Here is a 16,096-nt window from a genome sequence, read left to right as displayed (position 1 = left end):
ACCCGCTGATCATGGCCCTCTTCATCCTCGTGCACGGAGCAGGAGACACGGGGTGGTCATGGCATCGGCTCGCCGCCGTCCTGCGGGAGCGCGGACATGAGGTGATCGCACCCGACCTGCCGGGCGATGACGAGTCCCTCACTCTCACCGACTACGCGGATGCCGTCGTGACCGCGGCAGACGCGAGACGGGGCGGTGTCGTGGTCGGCCATTCGTTCGGGGGATTCACCGCACCGATCGTCGCCGAGAGATTGGCGGCGGACGTGCTCGTGATGCTGGCGGCGATGATTCCCGACCCGGGGGAGCGTCCGGACGAGTGGTGGTCCAACACCGGATTCGAGGATGCCGTGGCGGCGCAGGCAGCCCGCGACGGAGGCCTCACCGGCAACGACGATCCGCACATCGGCTTCTATCACGACGTGCCGCGAGCGCTCGCCGACGAGGCGATCGGTCGGGAGAGAGCACATCCGTCGGTCGCATCAATGGCCGTCCCGTGGCCGCTCACGGCCTGGCCCTCTGTTCCCACTCGGTTCGTCGTCTGCACGGAGGACAGATTCTTCCCGCCCGCATTCCTTCGCGACCTCGCCCGGAAGCGCCTGGGCATCGTCGCCGACGAGATCGAGGGGAGTCACTGTGTCGCCCTCAGCCGGCCCGAAGAGCTCGCATCGATGCTGATCGCCTACGCGCAGGAGCAGCAAGCGTCATGATGCTCGAGCCGTCAAGCAGGTTCCGTACCAAGACTCAGCGCCCGGTGCTGCGGCGATGCCTGCATGTCTACCGGGCGCTGAGTTGATCTGTAAACAGGGTGCACCCGGTGTGCGCGGGTGTCAAGGGCTTAGGGGCAGTCGACGGGCGGCATCGCCGTTTCGCCCTCAGCGGAGCGATCGCGTTGACCCGCGCCGTGCGACTCGGGTTTGATGGAGGACATGACTGATCGCACAAAGCCTGAGTTCGACGCCCCCACCGGACCCGCCCCCGCGGAGCTCGTGATCCGCGACATCATCGAGGGAGACGGAGCCGAGGCCAAGCCCGGCGACACGGTCACCGTGCACTACGCCGGTGTCGAGTTCGAATCGGGCGAGGAGTTCGACTCGTCGTGGGGTCGCGGCGAGACCATCCAGTTCCCGCTTCGCGGCCTGATCCAGGGGTGGCAGGACGGCATCCCGGGCATGAAGGAAGGCGGACGGCGCGAGCTCGTCATCCCGCCGCACCTCGCATACGGCCCGGTCGGAGGAGGCCACTTCCTCTCGGGCAAGACCCTCATCTTCATCATCGATCTCGTCGCCGTCGGCTGACCCGATCGACGCCGGAAGGCGCCGGGCCCACTGCGGGCTCGGCGCCTTTTCGTCGCCCGAGGAAATATCCGCATTCAGGGGAATACATGCATGTGCATGTAAGTTGTTACGCGTGACGCCGTGAACACGGCCCCTCATCCGTTGCCGCACACATGCGGCTGATGTCTCCAGAGGAGAAACCATGACCAGCATCGACATTCCCGGCTACCGTCCCGGCACCTGGGTGCTCGACCCGTCGCACAGCGAGGTCACGTTCAGCGTGCGCCACATGATGATCTCGAAGGTGCGCGGCACGTTCGGCGTCAAGAGCGCGACGCTGATCGCTCCCGAGAACCCGCTCGAGGCCCGCGTCGAGGCGAGCGTCGACGTCACCTCGATCGACACCAAGGACGAGGGGCGCGACACGCACCTGCGCTCCGGCGACTTCTTCGACACCGAGAACTTCCCCACGATGGAGTTCGTGTCGACGGGTGCGCGCGCCGACGACGGCGAGCTCTTCGTCGACGGCGACCTGACGATCCGCGGCATCACCAAGCCCGTCAGCTTCGAGCTCGACTTCGGTGGCTTCGGCTCCGACCCGTGGGGCAACTACAAGGCCGGCGCATCGGCCAAGACGGTCATCAACCGCGAGGACTTCGGCCTGACGTGGAACGCCGCGCTCGAGACCGGCGGCGTGCTCGTCGGCAAGGACGTCACGATCAGCCTCGACCTGCAGGGCGCTCTGCAGCAGGACTGATCACCTGATCTCGAGAACCCCGGGCCCTCAGGGCTCGGGGTTCTCTGCGTCGTAGCCGCGGAATCCCGGGCTGCGCCGTGCGAGCAGGGCGACCAGGGTGATCACCAGCAATCCGCCCAGCAGCGGCGGGAACCACAGGGTCGTGAGGGTCGCGAGCGTGCCCGCGTAGAGGGCGCCGATCCGGGGGCCGCCGGCGACCACGATGATGAAGACCCCCTGCAGTCGACCGCGCATGGTGTCGGGCACGGCCGCCTGCATCATCGTGTTGCGATAGATCGAGCTGATGTTGTCGGATGCGCCGGAGAGCGCGAGCGCGATGCACGAGGCGATGATCAGCCCGACGTTCGGCGTCGCCTCGGTCGCCCCGGCAGAGATGGCTCCGATGACCAGGACCACGCCGAAGAGCAGGATGGACGCGCCATAGGCCTCGACCGCGCGCTCGATGCCGCGTCCGTGCCAGCGGTACTGCACGACCCGACCGGAGAAGAGGCTCGATGCGAATGTGCCCGCGGCGACGGCTGCGGTGAGGATGCCGGTGGTCACCGCTCCGCCGCCCAGCAGAAGGGTGCCGAGTGCAGGGAAGAGCACGAGGGGCTGCCCGAATGTCATGGCGATGATGTCGACCACGTATTGCATTCGGATGTTGTTCGCGCGGCGCAGGAACCTCCACCCGTCCACGAGTGATGCGAACCCCGGCCGCACGATGTCCCCTTCCGGCCGCAGCGGAGGGAGACTCCACAGGCCGAGGAACATCGACAGCATCAGGATGACGTCGAGTGTGTAAGTCCACCCGTAGCCTGTCAGCGCGACGAGTATGCCGGCTATCGCGGGGCCGGCCATCACGGTGAGGCCGAACGCCACTCCGTTGAGCGCGGACGCGGCGGCCAGCTTGTCGCGGGGGATGAGCCGTGGCACGATCGCGGTCCGGGTGGCCATGCCGACCGAGTTCGCGGCGGAGTTGACGATGCTCAGCACATAGAGCCACCAGATCGTCTCCGCACCGGTCCAGGTGAGCGCGGCGAGCAACGCGGTCGAGGCGAAGGTCACCGTGGCCGCGACCAACGCCACGCGGCGGCGGTCGAACGCGTCCGCGAGCATCCCGCCGTAGAGGCCGGCGAGGATCATGGGGACGAGTCCGGCGACCGCGATCATCGATACCGCGAAGGTGCTTCCGGTGAGCGCGAAGACGTGCAGCATCACCGTGACGATCGTCAGCTGCCCGCCGATCCCCGCGAGCACCGAGCCGATCCACATGCGTGCGAACGCAGGGCTGGCCCGCAGGGGGCTGAGATCGATCAGATGGCTGCGTGCAGCGCTCACGCCGCGTATCCGTCATGCATGATTCGAGAGTATCCGAGGTGCCGTCGGGCGGGCGTGGGCACGGTCACCCAGCGGCATCGAGTCCTGGTAGACTCTTCAGGTTGCCGTTTGATCGGCCGCGGATAAAGAGAGCTCCCGCATCAGGCGTCGGGCACCGCGCAACAAGCAGAGAGGGGATCGAATCTATGGCACTGGAAGCAGACGTCAAGAAGGCGATCATCGAAGAGTACGCGACGCACCCCGGTGACACCGGATCCCCCGAGGTGCAGGCCGCGATGCTGACGCAGCGCATCAAGGACCTCACGGAGCACCTGAAGGAGCACAAGCACGACCACCACTCGCGTCGTGGCCTGTTCCTGCTCGTGGGTCAGCGCCGTCGTCTGCTCGGCTATCTCCAGAGCGTCGACATCGAGCGTTACCGCTCGCTGATCGCACGCCTGGGTCTCCGCCGATAACGCGGAGCGAGCCAGCGTACAATCGCGCAGAACATTCTTGAGAAGGCCGCCCCAGGTGTGGGGCGGCCTTCGTCATGTTCGGGGGGAGGCGTGCGGCGCCTCCCCGGGTCAGGCGTTCGTGCCGACCAGGTCGGGGTGGTGGATCGCAGCCACGTCGGGGTGCGCACGCAGTCGCGACTTCATGGCGTTCTCGCCATAGGTGGCATGGATGGGGTTGCTCGGGTCCTCGGTGATGCCGGTCGCCGCCGCGGCGAGATCTGCGGGAAGCTCGAGAAGCGGCAGCTGCTGATCGAGCGCGGGGTTGAAGAAGAACGGGATGGAGATGCGCTCTTCGGGTGCCCGAGGGGAGATGACGCGGTGGTTGGTCGCCTTGAGGTAGCCGCCGGTCGCGTACTCCAGCAGCTCGCCGATGTTGACGACGAACGCGCCCGGGACGGACGGGGCTGACACCCACTCGCCGTCTCGTTCGACCTGCAGGCCGCCCTTGCCGGGCTCGACCCAGAGCAGGGTCAGCACTCCGGAGTCCTTGTGCGCTCCGACGCCCTGCTGCGGCTCGGGTTCGTGGGTGCCGGGGTAGCGGACGATCTTGATCAGCGTCGACGGATCACGGAAGGGCTCGTCGAAGTACGACTCGTCCGCCCCGAGCGTGACGGCCCAGGCGCGCAGGAGCTTGCGGGCGACCTCTGTCAGCGTGTCGTGCCACTCGGTGATCACCGCTTTGAGCTCGGGCTGTGCGGAGGGCCACAGATTCGGGCCGACGAGTCGATTGAAGGCCGGACCGCCCTCGACAGGCTCGCGCTCGGGGCCGATGTCGATCTGCTCGCGCCAATCGACCTTGCCCTGCGTCCGCTCGCCGCCGACCCGCGTGTACCCGCGGAAATGAGGACTCTTGACGTTCTCGATCGCGAGCTTCTCGTCGTCGGGCAGCGCGAAGAAATCGAGCGCCGCGCGGTGCAACCTCGCCTCCAGCTCGGGGGAGACGCCTGTGCCGGTGAGATAGAAGAAGCCCACGTCGTGCGTGGCCGCGCGAAGGTCGTCGCGGAACCGAGCAGCGGCTTCGGGACCGGCATCGAGCTGGGACAGGTCGAGGATGGGAAGCGAGAGATCAGCCATTCACCGAGCGTAGATCGGGTCTGGGCGAGTGCGGTTCAGTGTTGCGCCGAATTACCGAGAGGCGATCGCGTGCGTGCGAGGCGCGAGCGGAAGGGGTGCTAATGTCTCTGAAGTAAGGGATGCCTTACCTCAGTCTTTCCCAGAGAGTTCCCTCCGTGCTCGCCACTTTTCTCATCGGTCTTCGTGAAGGCCTCGAAGCCGCGATCGTCGTCGGCATCCTCGTCGCCTACCTGCGCAGGCTCGGTCGCGGTGACGCGTTGCCCAGGCTCTGGGCGGGGGTCGGCCTGGCGATCGTCCTCGCACTCGGCATCGGGGCCGTCCTGACCTTCGGTGCGTACTCGCTGACCTTCGAGGCTCAGGAGCTGATCGGCGGACTACTGTCGCTGCTCGCGGTGGGCATGGTGACCTGGATGATCTTCTGGATGCAGAAGGCCGGGCGCACGATGAAGGCGACCCTCGAGGGCGGACTCGACCGCGCGCTCACACAGGGCGGCGTCTGGGCGCTGATCGCGATCGGCTTCGTCTCGGTGGCACGCGAGGGGATCGAGACGACTCTTCTGCTGTGGTCGATGGTGCAGTCCTTCGGCGATGCTCCGTCGGCGCTGCTCGGCGCGGTGCTCGGGCTTCTCGCCGCCGTGGTGATCGGCTGGGCGCTCGCCCGCGGCGCCGTCCGGCTCGACCTTCGCCGGTTCTTCACCTGGACCAGTGGGTTCCTCGTCATCGTCGCAGCCGGGGTGCTCGCCTACGCGATCATGGACCTCCAGGAGGCCGGCGCGTTGCCGGGACCGTTCACCGCGGCGGCACCGATCGACGCGGCCACCGGGGCGGTCGCTCTCGGCTGGGTGGCATTCCCCTTCGGCTGGGCCTTCGATGTCACGAACGTGATCGCGCCCGACAGTGCCTGGGCGACCATCCTGCAGGCGACCGTCGGCTTCATGCCACGGATGACGTGGCTCCAGGTCACGGCTTGGACCGTGTACGTCGTCGTCGTCGGGCTCTTCTTCATCCGGGGGCTCCGGTCACGCCGGTCCGCCTCCCCACATGTGCAGACGTCCCCTGGCCGGGACACGTCGGCATCCACTCTCACCCAGCAAGGAGCAGCATGACCACCTCTCGCCGAATCCTCGGTGCCGTCGCCGCAGCAGGCGCGGCAGCACTCGTCCTCAGCGGGTGCGTCGCCAAGAGCGATGTCGCCGCGGGTGCATCCTTCGACGTCTCGTCGACCGACTCGGCGTGCGCCGTCTCGGCTGCGACCGCCCAGAGCGGCACACTCACGTTCGATGTGAAGAACGACAGCGCGCAGACCTCGGAGTTCTATCTGCTCGCAGAAGACGGCCTCCGCATCGTCGGCGAGGTCGAGAACATCGCGCCCTCAGCGTCGCGGACCCTCACGGTGGTGGCTCAGCCGGGGGAGTACTTCACGCTGTGCAAGCCGGGCATGATCGGCGAGGGGGTCGGCAAGTCCGCGTTCACCGTGACCGGCGACCGGGTCGCGGTCGACGGCGAGGATGCCGATCAGAAGCAGCAGGCCGTCGACCTCTACGCCGCCTTCGTCAAGGACCAGGTCGGTCAGCTGGTTCCGTCGGTCGACGAGTTCGTCACCGCCTATGAGTCCGGCGATGATGAGGCCGCGCGAGCGCTGTTCCCCCAGACGCGCGCGTTCTACGAGCGCATCGAGCCCGTCGCCGAAGCGCTCGGGACGCTCGACCCCCGCATCGACTACCGCGAGGTCGACGCTGTGGCGGAGGGCCTCGACTGGACGGGCTTCCACCGCATCGAGAAGGACCTCTGGGTGCCGGCGCAGGACGCCCTCAACGCCGACGGCGAGACGCCCGCATGGCAGGACTGGGCACCGTCGACGACGGAGGAGCGCGCCGAGTACGGCGACCAGCTGATCGCCGACGTGCAGGAGCTCTACGACTACGTGCACTCGGACGACTTCACCGCGGCTCTCGACGACCAGGGGATCGGCGGCATCTCGAACGGCGCGATCGCGCTGCTCGACGAAGTGGCGACGGGCAAGATCTCCGGCGAGGAGGACTGGTGGTCCGGCACCGACCTGTACGACTTCGCCGCGAACGTCGAGGGGTCGAAGATGGCGTTCTCGCTCGTTCAGGATTTCGCCACGGCACAGGGGGATGAAGGCGCGGAGCTCGTGACCGAGATCGAAGGCGGATACTCCGCTCTCGAGGAATCCCTCGCGGCGCACGGCTCGCTCTCCGACGGCTTCGTCGGCTACGCCGAGCTCACCGATGCGGACAAGCGCGAGTTCACCGATCTCATCAACGCCCTCGCAGAGCCGCTCTCGCAGCTCACCGGCACCGTCCTCGACTGATCCGACGGACACGGTCTCGCACATGAACGACAGCGCGAAGGACGCTGCAGCTGCCGACTCCCTCCCGGAGTCGGCGGCCGCGGCATCCTCGGCCACGGGTCTCAGCCGGCGCGGACTCCTCGGACTGGCACTCGGCGGCGGCGTCGCGTCCCTCGCCGTCGGAGTCGGCGCCGGACTGTCGGGGGGAGTCGCGCTCGGACGCGCGAGAGCAGAAGCGGACGCCCAGCGTGCGTACGACTTCTTCGGCGCCCATCAGGCGGGAATCACGACGCCCGTGCAGGAGCATCTGCATTTCGCCTCCTTCGACATGATGCCTCGCACCGACCGCGAAGACCTGGTCTCGCTGCTGCAGGATTGGACTTATGCCGCCTCGCGGATGACGCAGGGGCTCGAGGTGAGTGCCACCGGCGCTGTCGGGGGCGATGCGGAGGTGCCGCCGGATGACACGGGCGAGGCTCTCGGGCTGACGGCAGCCGGCCTCACGATCACGTTCGGCTTCGGCCCGACGCTGTTCGAGAGCGACGAGGGCGACCGGTACGGCATCGCCTCCCTGCGTCCCGAGCGGCTCGAGAGGCTTCCCGCCTTCCTCGGCGACGATCTCGACCCGCAGACCTCGCACGGCGATCTCTGCATCCAGGCGTGCGCCGACGACCCCCAGGTCGCCGTGCACGCGATCCGCAACCTGAGCCGCATCGCCTTCGGTCGTGCCAAGCTGCGTTGGTCCCAGCTCGGGTTCGGCAAGACGTCCCGCACGACGTCGGCGCAGGCGACGCCCCGCAACCTGTTCGGCTTCAAGGACGGGACCGCGAACATCCTCGCCGATGACTCCGTCGCCCTCGACGAGAACGTGTGGCTCGGCCCCGATGACAGGCCCGAGTGGATGGTCGGCGGGTCGTACCTCGTGGCGCGCAAGATCGCGATGCGGATCGAGACCTGGGACCGCGTGCGGCTCTCCGAGCAGAACACCATCATCGGGCGAGACAAGGGCGAGGGCGCTCCGCTCTCCGGCGGCGACGAGTTCGCGGCGCCGGATTTCGGTACGTCGGCCATCGATCAGAACGCGCACGTGCGTCTCGCGCATCCGGACCAGAACGACGGCATCCGGATCCTGCGGCGAGGATTCAACTACGTCAACGGCAACAACGATCTCGGACGGCTGGACGCGGGGCTCTTCTTCCTGTCGTACCAGCGGGATCCCGCTCAGTTCGTCTCGCTGCAGCGCCGGCTGTCGACGGATCGGATGAATGAGTACGTCACGCATGTCGGGTCAGGGATCTGGGCGGTCCCCGGAGGCTCGAAGCCGGGCTCGTTCGTCGGCGCCGACCTCTTCGCCTGATGCCGGTCGAGGGTCAGGAGCGCAGCGTCTCCGCGACAAAGGTCGCGTAGGCATCCGCACCGAAATGGTCGTCGGCTGTGATCGTGACGACGGCATCCTCACCGAATATCAGCAGCTGTCCGTACGCCCCGTGCAGGCGCCACACCTGGCCCGGGCCGTCCCAGCCCGCGAGCGCATAGCGCTCGTAACCGGCATTCTCACCGGCGACCACCCAGTCGGAGTGCATCGCGTCGATGATCTCGGTCGGCACGAGTCGTCGGCCCTGCCATTCGCCACGGTCGCGGATCAGCCGACCGAGGCGCGCCATCTCCTCCGTGCGCAGTGCGATGCCGCCTCCCGCGACGATGCGTCCCTGCGGGCACCGCTCCCACTCGAGGTCGTCGAAGCCCAGAGGCGCGAGCAGCCGGGGGCGCAGATACTCGACGACGTCACCGGTCCGCGTGGCCAGGATCATCATCGCCGCGTACGTGCTGGCGTTGGAGTACTGGAAGACGTGACCGCGAGACGGGCGCGAGAGGAACTCTCGTGCGAGATCGGGCCAGTCCGTCATCATGGTCTCCGACCAGGCGAGATCGACTCCGCTCGACATCGAGAGCAGTCGTCGCAGCGTGAGGTGCTCGACGCCGTCTCCGAAGGTGAGGTCCGGCACGTACTCTGCGATCGGGGCATCGAGCGAGATGAGACCGTCGGCGGCAGCGATTCCGGCCGCGAGGACGCACACGCCCTTCGCAACCGAGTGGATCTCCTCGCGGACGTCGGCAGTCCACCGGTGCTCGGCGACGTCGTCACCCACGAGCACGTGGAGCCCGTGAGCCCCGAACCCCGACGAGTCTGCATGGTCCACGAGGCGGTCGCGGATCATCTCGGCTCTCGTCACTCCTTCAGGCTAGCCGCTGCGCCCTGACGGGGCCGACGAGAGCCGGTCGGGTCGCTGCGGTGGCCCTCGCGTCGAGCCAGCTCGGGGTCTCGGAAGAGCCAGGACGGGCGAGGCTCCACCAGCGGGCGGAAGAGCCGGCGCACGGGCTTGGTGGCGAGCGCGAGAGCCAGCACCACCGACAGCAGCGTCACGAGCGGCAGCCACAGCCACGTCGGGTCGAGGTCGCGCAGCACCCCGGTCTCGCGGAAGGGGTACAGCACGAACGAGTGGAGCAGGAACACGTACATCGTGTACTGGCCGAACTTCGTCCACCAGTAGGTTCCGCGGGGGATCAGAGCGAAGAAGGCGGCGCTCAGGATCACTGCCATCAGCATGAGTGCGACGCGCACTCCGCCGGCCCACCACTGCTCTCCGCCGAGGTCCGCGTACGCGTCCTCGTAGAACAACCAGTGGCGCAGATCGAGCTCCTTCCAGACATCGATCCACCGCCAGGCCGAGAATCCTGCCGCGGCGAGGAGTACGACGCTGACGACGCGGATCCACCACGGGCGGATCTCGAGGAGGCGGAAGCGAGTGACGACGTCGCGTTCGCGCAGCCACCAGCCGAGTGCGAAGAAGGGCAGAAGGCCCAGGGTCCGCGAGAGCGAGAACGTGCTGTCGACGTTGGGCAGATAGCCCACGCCGATCGAGATGATGACGGTCCACAGCAGCGGCCACCGCAGCAGCGCGAGGTAGGGGAGGACGAGGCGGAAGATGCCGAGCGCCAGGAGGAACCAGAGGGTCCAGGACGGTTTGGTGAAGTTCGGGTCGGCCTGACCCTCGACCAGCCATTTCGTGAGGGTCCACAGGAACTCGAAGATCACGTAGGGCAGCAGGATGTCGGTGATCACCCTGGCCATCTGCACACGCGTCGGGGAACCGGACTTCGAGAAGTAGCCCGAGATGATCGCGAACGCCGGCATGTGGAAGGCGTAGAGGGCGAGATAGGCCGCGAGCGCGATGTCGGAGTCGTAGGTGAGGCGCTGGATCGCGTGGCCGAGCACCACGAGGACGATGCACGCATATCGCGCGTTGTCCCAGAACGGCACGCGCTTGCGGGGCTTCTGGACGGATCCGGTGGCGGGGTTCGTCAGGGCGGATCCGTCGCTGTGCATGCTCTGAGGCTACTCGGGGAATAAAGTTGCTCGCATCGCGTTGACTCAGATACATTCAAATGAATAGAACCGGATGCAGGGCACCCGATTCGGAGAAGACGGAGCAATCATGAGTGAGCAGGCAGGCGTCCCGGTGCAGTTCGGCATCATGTCGGTCAGCGACATCACCCGCGACCCGACCACCGGCGAGACGCCGAGTGAGCAGGAGCGGATCAAGGCGACCCTCGCGATCGCCAAGCACAGCGAGGAGGTCGGCCTCGACGTCTTCGCGATCGGCGAGCACCACAACCCTCCGTTCTGGTCCTCGAGCCCCACGACGTTCCTCGCCGCCCTCGCGGCTCAGACCGAGCGTCTGATCGTCTCGACGTCGACCACCCTGATCACGACCAACGACCCGGTGCGCATCGCCGAGGAATACGCGATGCTGCAGCACGTCTCGGACGGACGCATGGACCTCATGCTCGGCCGCGGCAACACGGGTCCGGTGTACCCCTGGTTCGGTCAGGACATCCGTCAGGGGCTTCCGCTCGCGATCGAGAACTACGCCCTGCTGCACAAGCTGTGGCGTGAGGACGTCGTGAACTGGGAGGGCAAGTTCCGCACCCCGCTGCAGGGCTTCACCTCGACGCCTCGTCCGCTCGACGGAGTCGCGCCGTTCGTGTGGCACGGATCGATCCGCACCCCGGAGATCGCCGAGCAGGCCGCGTACTACGGCGACGGCTTCTTCGCGAACAACATCTTCTGGCCCAAGGAGCACTACCAGCGCCTGATCGAGCTGTACCGCCAGCGCTACGCGCACTACGGACACGGGACACCCGAACAGGGGATCGTCGGCCTCGGTGGCCAGGTGTTCATGGCGGCGAAGTCGCAGGATGCCGTGAATCAGTTCCGCCCCTACTTCGACAATGCCCCTGTGTACGGTCACGGACCGAGCATGGAGGACTTCACCGAGATGACCCCGCTGACGGTGGGCTCGCCTCAGCAGGTCATCGACCGCTATGCCGCCATGCGCGAGCACTACGGCGACTACCAGCGTCAGCTGTTCCTGATCGACCACGCGGGCCTTCCGCTGAAGACCGTCCTCGAGCAGCTGGACATCCTCGGTTCCGAGGTCGTGCCCGTGCTGCGCAAGGAGCTGGCGAAGGATCGTCCGGCCGGCGTGCCGGATGCTCCGACCCATGCCGCACGGGTGAGGGCCGAGTTCGGCGACGGACCGACGCGTCAGGCTCGTCCGGGTGCGAACCGCGGTGACAACCTGACGGGGGATTCGCCCTATCAGGACTCTCCCGCTCCGGCGGGAGCCGCGTTCGGACTCAGCCGGAAGGGGGCCTGAGATGACCACTCGTCGTATCGCCGTCGTGTCTGCCGGGCTCTCGAACCCGTCGTCCACGCGCATGCTCGCGGATCGCCTCGCGGCCGAGACCGTGAAGGCCCTCGCGGGGCACGACATCGAGGCGAGCGTCGACGTGATCGAGCTGCGCGACTACGCCCACGACATCACGAACAACCTGCTCACCGGATTCGCACCGCCCGCGCTCGAGACCGCGATCAACACAGTGGTGTCGGCGGACGCGCTCATCGCCGTCACGCCGATCTTCTCGACGAGCTACAACGGGCTCTTCAAGTCGTTCATCGACGTGCTCGATCCCGACGCGCTCACGGGCAAGCCGGTGCTGATCGGAGCGAACGCCGGCACGGCTCGGCACTCGCTCGCCATCGACTACGCCATCCGTCCGCTCTTCGCCTACCTGCATGCCGACGCCGTCTCGACCGGTGTGTTCGCGGCGTCGAGCGACTGGGGCGGGGGCGGCGACGACGTCGCGCCTCTGGCCAAGCGCGTCGAGAAGGGCGCTCGCGAGCTGGCTGAGGCGATCGCGACGCGCGAGGTGGCTGCGGCCGCCGACCCGTACGACCCGGCGACGTATCTCGGAGAGGGCCGTTCGTTCGGCCACATGCTCGGCGGTCTCGCCGGCGAGTGATCGATCCCCGGCACGACCGGGAATGAGCGCAGGGCCATGAGGCCGTAGACGATGTCCGAAGGGAGTCGTACGGTGACCTCATGGCCCTTCGCTCTGTCCTCGAATCCGCGCGGCATGCCCTGCGCGGCGCTCTTGTCCTCCCCGGCGACGAATCCTTCGACGCGGCGCGTCGTCCGTGGAACCTGGCGATCGAACAGCATCCGGCCGGCGTGGCCTCACCGGCCGATCTGCGCGATCTGCGCGCTCTTCTCGACGCCGCGGGCGACGCGGGCGTGACGCTCGCGGTCCAGCCCACCGGGCACGGCGCCGGCGGAGACCTGGCCGACGCCGTCATCGTCCGAATGGCGGCCTTCGACGAGCTGTCGATCGACCTCGGTTCGGGGGTGGTCCGCATCGGCAGCGGAGTCCGCTGGGGCGCCGTCGTCGAGGCGCTCGAAGGAACGGGCTGGGTGGCTCCTGCCGGCACGAGCCCGGTCGTCGCCGTCGCGGGGTACACCCTGGGTGGCGGCCATTCCTGGTTCAGTCGCACAGCAGGACTCGGGTCGGACAACCTCAGGGCCGCGTGGGTGCTGCGGAGCGACGGGACCCATGATCGGGTCGACGACGAGAGCGACCCGGAGATGATGTGGGCGCTTCGCGGAGCGGGCGGCGTCGTCGGAATCGTGACGGCCCTCGAGATCGACCTGGTTCCCGCGCCGTCGCTGTGGGGAACCGAACTCACTTTCGACGCCGCAGACGCCGGGTCGGTGCTGCGGGCCGTCCGCGATCTGTCCGCAGAGGCCCCGGCATCGCTCAACGTGTTCGTGAATTCGATGCGTATGCCCGACGCTCCGCAGCTTCCCGAGGAGATCCGCGGACGCAGCTTCCTCAGCGTGCGGGCGCTGTCCACGGTCGGATCCGCCGATGAGCTGTTCGAGCGGGTGCGGCGAGCGGGCACGGTCCGTCGTGAGATGTCGGGGGCCACATCGCCGAAGACCGTCGCGGCGTCGAGCGGCGAACCCACCGAACCGACGCCGGGCAAAGGCGTGTCTGCTGCGCTCTCGTCGCTCGACGACGCGACGATCGACGATCTCTTGCGGTTCCGCGAGCTGCCGGATCAGTGGCCGATCATGGGCATCGACATCCGGATGCTCGGTGGCGCGCTGAACGATCCTCGACGCGCCGGATTCGCGACACTTCAGGGCGTCGGCTGGCTGCTCCACGCCCTGGTGCCCGTCTTCCCCGGGGTGCCGAGCGAACCGGGGGAGGCGAGCATGGCGGGCTTCCGAGAGGTGCTGGCGCACGCGATCGCCCCGTGCACGGTCCCGACGTTCCTGGGTCCGGGTGAGACCCTCGAGCGCTGCGGTGACCCGACGGCGATCGATCGTCTTCGCGCCATCAGGGCCGCCGCCGACCCCGACTCGCTGATCCACGAGGGGCGGCTCCCGCGCTGACACCGGGCTGAGACCGGGCCGCATCCAGCGGAAAGGATCCGCGTCGTTCGAACGATCGGGACGGGCGGGGTGCCGCGCCGGCATCATTCGTCTCCGTCGACGCGTCTCGTCCAGCGGTACTCCGTCTCCGGGCGTCCACGTGCGCCGTAGCGAGCGCTGCGTGTGATGATGCCCGAATCGGTGAGATGCTCCAGGTACCTCCGTACGGACACGCGTGACATCCCGAGTCGCGCGGCGGCCTCGCTCGCCGAGACCGCGGCGCTGGAGGAGCGCAGCTCTGTCGTCACCTTCTGCAGCGTCGCGGTCGACAGCCCTTTGGGAATCGGGATCGTCCCCGTCGTGCGCCCGAGAAGCGCATCGATCTCCGCCTGGGTCGCCTCTCCGGCCGTCGACCGTGCCTGCTCCCGATGGATGCGATACGCGGTGAGACGCTCGTGGAACACCGCGAAGGGGAACGGCTTGACGAGGTACTGGTAGACGCCGAGAGCTGCCATCTGCCGGACGGTGTCCGCATCGCGCACGCCGGTGATCGCGATCACATCGACGGCAGCGTGTCGGGCACGCAGCCCTCGGAGCACATCGATGCCGGAGCCGTCGGGCATCGTGATGTCGAGAAGGACCAGGTCGAACGGCTCGTCGTGCGGCTGATCGAGCACGGCGGTCAATGCGGCCCTGGCGCCGGTGCACTCGCCGCCCACGATGAAGCCGTCGATCCTCTCGAGGTACGAGCGGTGGAGCTCGAGTGTCAGAGCGTCGTCATCGACGATCAGCGTGCGGATCATGGGCTCCTGCGTCCTCTCGCCGGCGGGAGGGTGACGGTGAACGTGGTCGGATGAGCGGAGAGCTCCACAGTGCCGCCCACCCCGGCCACCACCGCGCGGACGAGAGCGAGCCCGACTCCGCGCCCGTGGTTGCTTGCAGGCTTGGTCGAGAAGCCCTGGGTGAAGACGCGCTCGCGCAGGTCGGAGGGTATGCCGTCACCGCCGTCGGAGACTTCGAGGACGATTCCGCCGTTCTTCGAGGGGCGCAGCGAGACCCCCACCCAGCGCTCGGCGCCGGTGGCGGCGGCATCCATCGCGTTGTCGATCAGGTTGCCGAGCACGGCGACGCTGTCGACGGGGGAGAGCGGGGAGGCGGGAGTGTCCGGGTCGATGCTCACCCGCCAGTCGATCCCGCGCTCCCTGGCCTGCGACGCCTTGCCGAGAAGCAGGGCACCGACGGCGGGGTCGCCGGCCTGTCGTGCGGTGACCTGATCGACGAGCGACTGACTCTGGCGTGAGGTCTCGGTCAGGATGTCGATCGCCTCCTCGCTACGGCCGAGCTCGAGAAGCGCGACCGCCGTGTGCATGCGATTGCCGTGCTCGTGCGTCTGAGCGCGCAGCGCGTCACCCAGAGTGCGCAGGGATTCGTATGACGACACGGCGTCCCTCACCTGACCCGGTGGCAGGTCTCCGGCGATACCGCGCGTGAACCGGCGAGCGATCCACGCGCCGAGCGCACCGAGAGCGACGAGGCCGACGGTGATGCCGAGTGACAGGGGGAGACGACGGATCAGGGTGTCGGAGATGGTCTCGGTCGTCACGCCGGCCGAGACCCAGCCCACCGGTTCGCCATCGGAGGCGAGTACCGGAACGATGGTTCGCACCGAGGGCCCGAGAGTGCCGGTGAACACCTCGGTGAAGGTTCGAGGCGTGTCGGGGATGGTGCCGAGGTATCTCGCCCCGATCTGCTCGATGTCAGGGTGGGTCACGCGGGTGCCGTCAGGCGTCATGATCGTCACGAAGTCGAGATCCGCGTCCGAGATCACATCGAGCGCATAGGGCTCGAGGGTCTGCGTGGCCGTTGCGGCATCGCCGACCTCGAGGGTGTCGATCACGAGCGGCGACACGGCGAGAGTCACTGCTGTCGCCGCCGTGACGCGCTCGGCCTCGGCATGCGTGGCGCGTTGCGCATCGATCACGAGGAAGACGGCGACCAGAGCTCCCACGACGAGCGCGGCGACCAGGAGCACGGCGAACACCCGTGAGGCGATGCTGCGGGCAGGTCTCATCGCGTCCTTCCGA

General features: G+C 67.9%; 16 protein-coding genes. 10 read left to right on the top strand and 6 right to left on the bottom strand.

Features of this window, described 5'->3' with window-relative positions:
* The first annotated feature begins 11 nt into the window (after positions 1-11).
* The 3 genes from ACZZZF_RS04440 (at position 12) to ACZZZF_RS04430 (ending at position 2,031) form a co-directional block, all read left to right on the top strand.
* A complete protein-coding gene (locus ACZZZF_RS04440; RefSeq protein ID WP_463497225.1) occupies positions 12-707 on the top strand; it encodes an alpha/beta fold hydrolase in 696 nt (231 codons plus the stop codon).
* 219 nt (positions 708-926) lie between these two features.
* Positions 927-1,295: an FKBP-type peptidyl-prolyl cis-trans isomerase gene (locus ACZZZF_RS04435; RefSeq protein ID WP_053095804.1), complete on the top strand. Its 369-nt coding sequence runs from the start codon at positions 927-929 to the stop codon at positions 1,293-1,295.
* A 181-nt stretch (positions 1,296-1,476) separates the two neighbouring features.
* Positions 1,477-2,031, top strand: coding sequence for a YceI family protein (locus ACZZZF_RS04430; RefSeq protein ID WP_463497223.1), 555 nt, complete (start codon positions 1,477-1,479; stop codon positions 2,029-2,031).
* Positions 2,032-2,058: 27 nt separating this feature from the next.
* On the opposite strand, the gene ACZZZF_RS04425 is transcribed toward ACZZZF_RS04430, so the two are convergent.
* Positions 2,059-3,351 carry an MFS transporter gene (locus ACZZZF_RS04425; RefSeq protein WP_463497221.1) on the bottom strand — a complete coding sequence of 431 codons (1,293 nt, stop codon included), beginning with the start codon at positions 3,349-3,351 and terminating at the stop codon, positions 2,059-2,061.
* Between the two features lie 185 nt (positions 3,352-3,536).
* Here ACZZZF_RS04425 and rpsO point away from each other — a divergent pair, with 185 nt between their 5' ends.
* Entirely contained in the window at positions 3,537-3,806 is a 270-nt protein-coding gene (gene rpsO, locus ACZZZF_RS04420) for a 30S ribosomal protein S15 (RefSeq protein WP_017203073.1), read from the top strand.
* Between the two features lie 108 nt (positions 3,807-3,914).
* On the opposite strand, the gene ACZZZF_RS04415 is transcribed toward rpsO, so the two are convergent.
* Positions 3,915-4,919 (bottom strand): isopenicillin N synthase family dioxygenase, encoded by a 1,005-nt coding sequence (locus tag ACZZZF_RS04415; RefSeq protein ID WP_187249516.1) that lies wholly within the window; start codon positions 4,917-4,919, stop codon positions 3,915-3,917.
* Between the two features lie 155 nt (positions 4,920-5,074).
* On the opposite strand from ACZZZF_RS04415, the gene efeU reads away from it, so the two are divergent.
* Genes efeU through efeB form a run of 3 tightly spaced genes read left to right on the top strand, consistent with a single transcriptional unit; the run spans position 5,075 to position 8,590 of the window.
* Positions 5,075-6,025 carry an iron uptake transporter permease EfeU gene (efeU, locus tag ACZZZF_RS04410; RefSeq protein WP_463497219.1) on the top strand — a complete coding sequence of 317 codons (951 nt, stop codon included), beginning with the start codon at positions 5,075-5,077 and terminating at the stop codon, positions 6,023-6,025.
* Complete coding sequence (gene efeO, locus ACZZZF_RS04405) at positions 6,022-7,254, top strand: iron uptake system protein EfeO (protein ID WP_463497216.1); 1,233 nt, start codon at positions 6,022-6,024, stop codon at positions 7,252-7,254. The genes efeU and efeO overlap by 4 nt, the downstream gene beginning before the upstream one ends.
* A gap of 22 nt (positions 7,255-7,276) precedes the next feature.
* Complete coding sequence (efeB, locus tag ACZZZF_RS04400) at positions 7,277-8,590, top strand: iron uptake transporter deferrochelatase/peroxidase subunit (RefSeq protein ID WP_400340901.1); 1,314 nt, start codon at positions 7,277-7,279, stop codon at positions 8,588-8,590.
* 13 nt (positions 8,591-8,603) lie between these two features.
* On the opposite strand, the gene ACZZZF_RS04395 is transcribed toward efeB, so the two are convergent.
* Positions 8,604-9,467: a serine hydrolase domain-containing protein gene (locus tag ACZZZF_RS04395; protein ID WP_463497213.1), complete on the bottom strand. Its 864-nt coding sequence runs from the start codon at positions 9,465-9,467 to the stop codon at positions 8,604-8,606.
* The gene (locus tag ACZZZF_RS04390; RefSeq protein WP_463497211.1) at positions 9,464-10,621 is read right to left on the bottom strand and encodes an acyltransferase family protein; all 1,158 of its coding nucleotides are present in this window, start codon (positions 10,619-10,621) and stop codon (positions 9,464-9,466) included. Before ACZZZF_RS04390 ends, ACZZZF_RS04395 begins: the two co-directional genes overlap by 4 nt.
* A 109-nt stretch (positions 10,622-10,730) precedes the next feature.
* Here ACZZZF_RS04390 and ACZZZF_RS04385 point away from each other — a divergent pair, with 109 nt between their 5' ends.
* The 3 genes from ACZZZF_RS04385 (at position 10,731) to ACZZZF_RS04375 (ending at position 14,033) form a co-directional block, all read left to right on the top strand.
* A complete protein-coding gene (locus ACZZZF_RS04385) occupies positions 10,731-11,954 on the top strand; it encodes an LLM class flavin-dependent oxidoreductase (RefSeq protein WP_463497209.1) in 1,224 nt (407 codons plus the stop codon).
* A 1-nt stretch (position 11,955) separates the two neighbouring features.
* Positions 11,956-12,600, top strand: coding sequence for an FMN reductase (locus ACZZZF_RS04380; protein WP_463497208.1), 645 nt, complete (start codon positions 11,956-11,958; stop codon positions 12,598-12,600).
* Between the two features lie 80 nt (positions 12,601-12,680).
* Positions 12,681-14,033 (top strand): FAD-binding oxidoreductase, encoded by a 1,353-nt coding sequence (locus ACZZZF_RS04375; protein WP_463497206.1) that lies wholly within the window; start codon positions 12,681-12,683, stop codon positions 14,031-14,033.
* An 83-nt stretch (positions 14,034-14,116) separates the two neighbouring features.
* Here ACZZZF_RS04375 and ACZZZF_RS04370 read toward each other — a convergent pair whose 3' ends face one another.
* Together ACZZZF_RS04370 and ACZZZF_RS04365 are read right to left on the bottom strand one after the other, a co-directional pair.
* A complete protein-coding gene (locus ACZZZF_RS04370; RefSeq protein WP_187249520.1) occupies positions 14,117-14,815 on the bottom strand; it encodes a response regulator in 699 nt (232 codons plus the stop codon).
* Positions 14,812-16,083, bottom strand: a complete 1,272-nt coding sequence (locus ACZZZF_RS04365) for a sensor histidine kinase (protein WP_463497204.1) — start codon at positions 16,081-16,083, stop codon at positions 14,812-14,814. Before ACZZZF_RS04365 ends, ACZZZF_RS04370 begins: the two co-directional genes overlap by 4 nt.
* Between the last annotated feature and the right edge of the window lie 13 nt (positions 16,084-16,096).

It is taken from the genome of Microbacterium sp. AC215 (genome assembly GCF_979258645.1).
This window is presented reverse-complemented; position numbering and strand designations above follow the sequence as displayed.

Excerpts from the sequence above, each read along its gene's own strand:
- ACZZZF_RS04440 (WP_463497225.1), top strand. The coding sequence starts at position 12 with ATGGCCCTCTTCATCCTCGTGCACGGAGCAGGAGACACGGGGTGGTCA.
- ACZZZF_RS04435 (WP_053095804.1), top strand. The coding sequence starts at position 927 with ATGACTGATCGCACAAAGCCTGAGTTCGACGCCCCCACCGGACCCGCC.
- ACZZZF_RS04430 (WP_463497223.1), top strand. The coding sequence starts at position 1,477 with ATGACCAGCATCGACATTCCCGGCTACCGTCCCGGCACCTGGGTGCTC.
- rpsO (WP_017203073.1), top strand. The coding sequence starts at position 3,537 with ATGGCACTGGAAGCAGACGTCAAGAAGGCGATCATCGAAGAGTACGCG.
- ACZZZF_RS04415 (WP_187249516.1), bottom strand. The coding sequence starts at position 4,919 with ATGGCTGATCTCTCGCTTCCCATCCTCGACCTGTCCCAGCTCGATGCC.
- efeO (WP_463497216.1), top strand. The coding sequence starts at position 6,022 with ATGACCACCTCTCGCCGAATCCTCGGTGCCGTCGCCGCAGCAGGCGCG.
- efeB (WP_400340901.1), top strand. The coding sequence starts at position 7,277 with ATGAACGACAGCGCGAAGGACGCTGCAGCTGCCGACTCCCTCCCGGAG.
- ACZZZF_RS04390 (WP_463497211.1), bottom strand. The coding sequence starts at position 10,621 with ATGCACAGCGACGGATCCGCCCTGACGAACCCCGCCACCGGATCCGTC.
- ACZZZF_RS04385 (WP_463497209.1), top strand. The coding sequence starts at position 10,731 with ATGAGTGAGCAGGCAGGCGTCCCGGTGCAGTTCGGCATCATGTCGGTC.
- ACZZZF_RS04380 (WP_463497208.1), top strand. The coding sequence starts at position 11,956 with ATGACCACTCGTCGTATCGCCGTCGTGTCTGCCGGGCTCTCGAACCCG.
- ACZZZF_RS04375 (WP_463497206.1), top strand. The coding sequence starts at position 12,681 with ATGGCCCTTCGCTCTGTCCTCGAATCCGCGCGGCATGCCCTGCGCGGC.
- ACZZZF_RS04370 (WP_187249520.1), bottom strand. The coding sequence starts at position 14,815 with ATGATCCGCACGCTGATCGTCGATGACGACGCTCTGACACTCGAGCTC.
- ACZZZF_RS04365 (WP_463497204.1), bottom strand. The coding sequence starts at position 16,083 with ATGAGACCTGCCCGCAGCATCGCCTCACGGGTGTTCGCCGTGCTCCTG.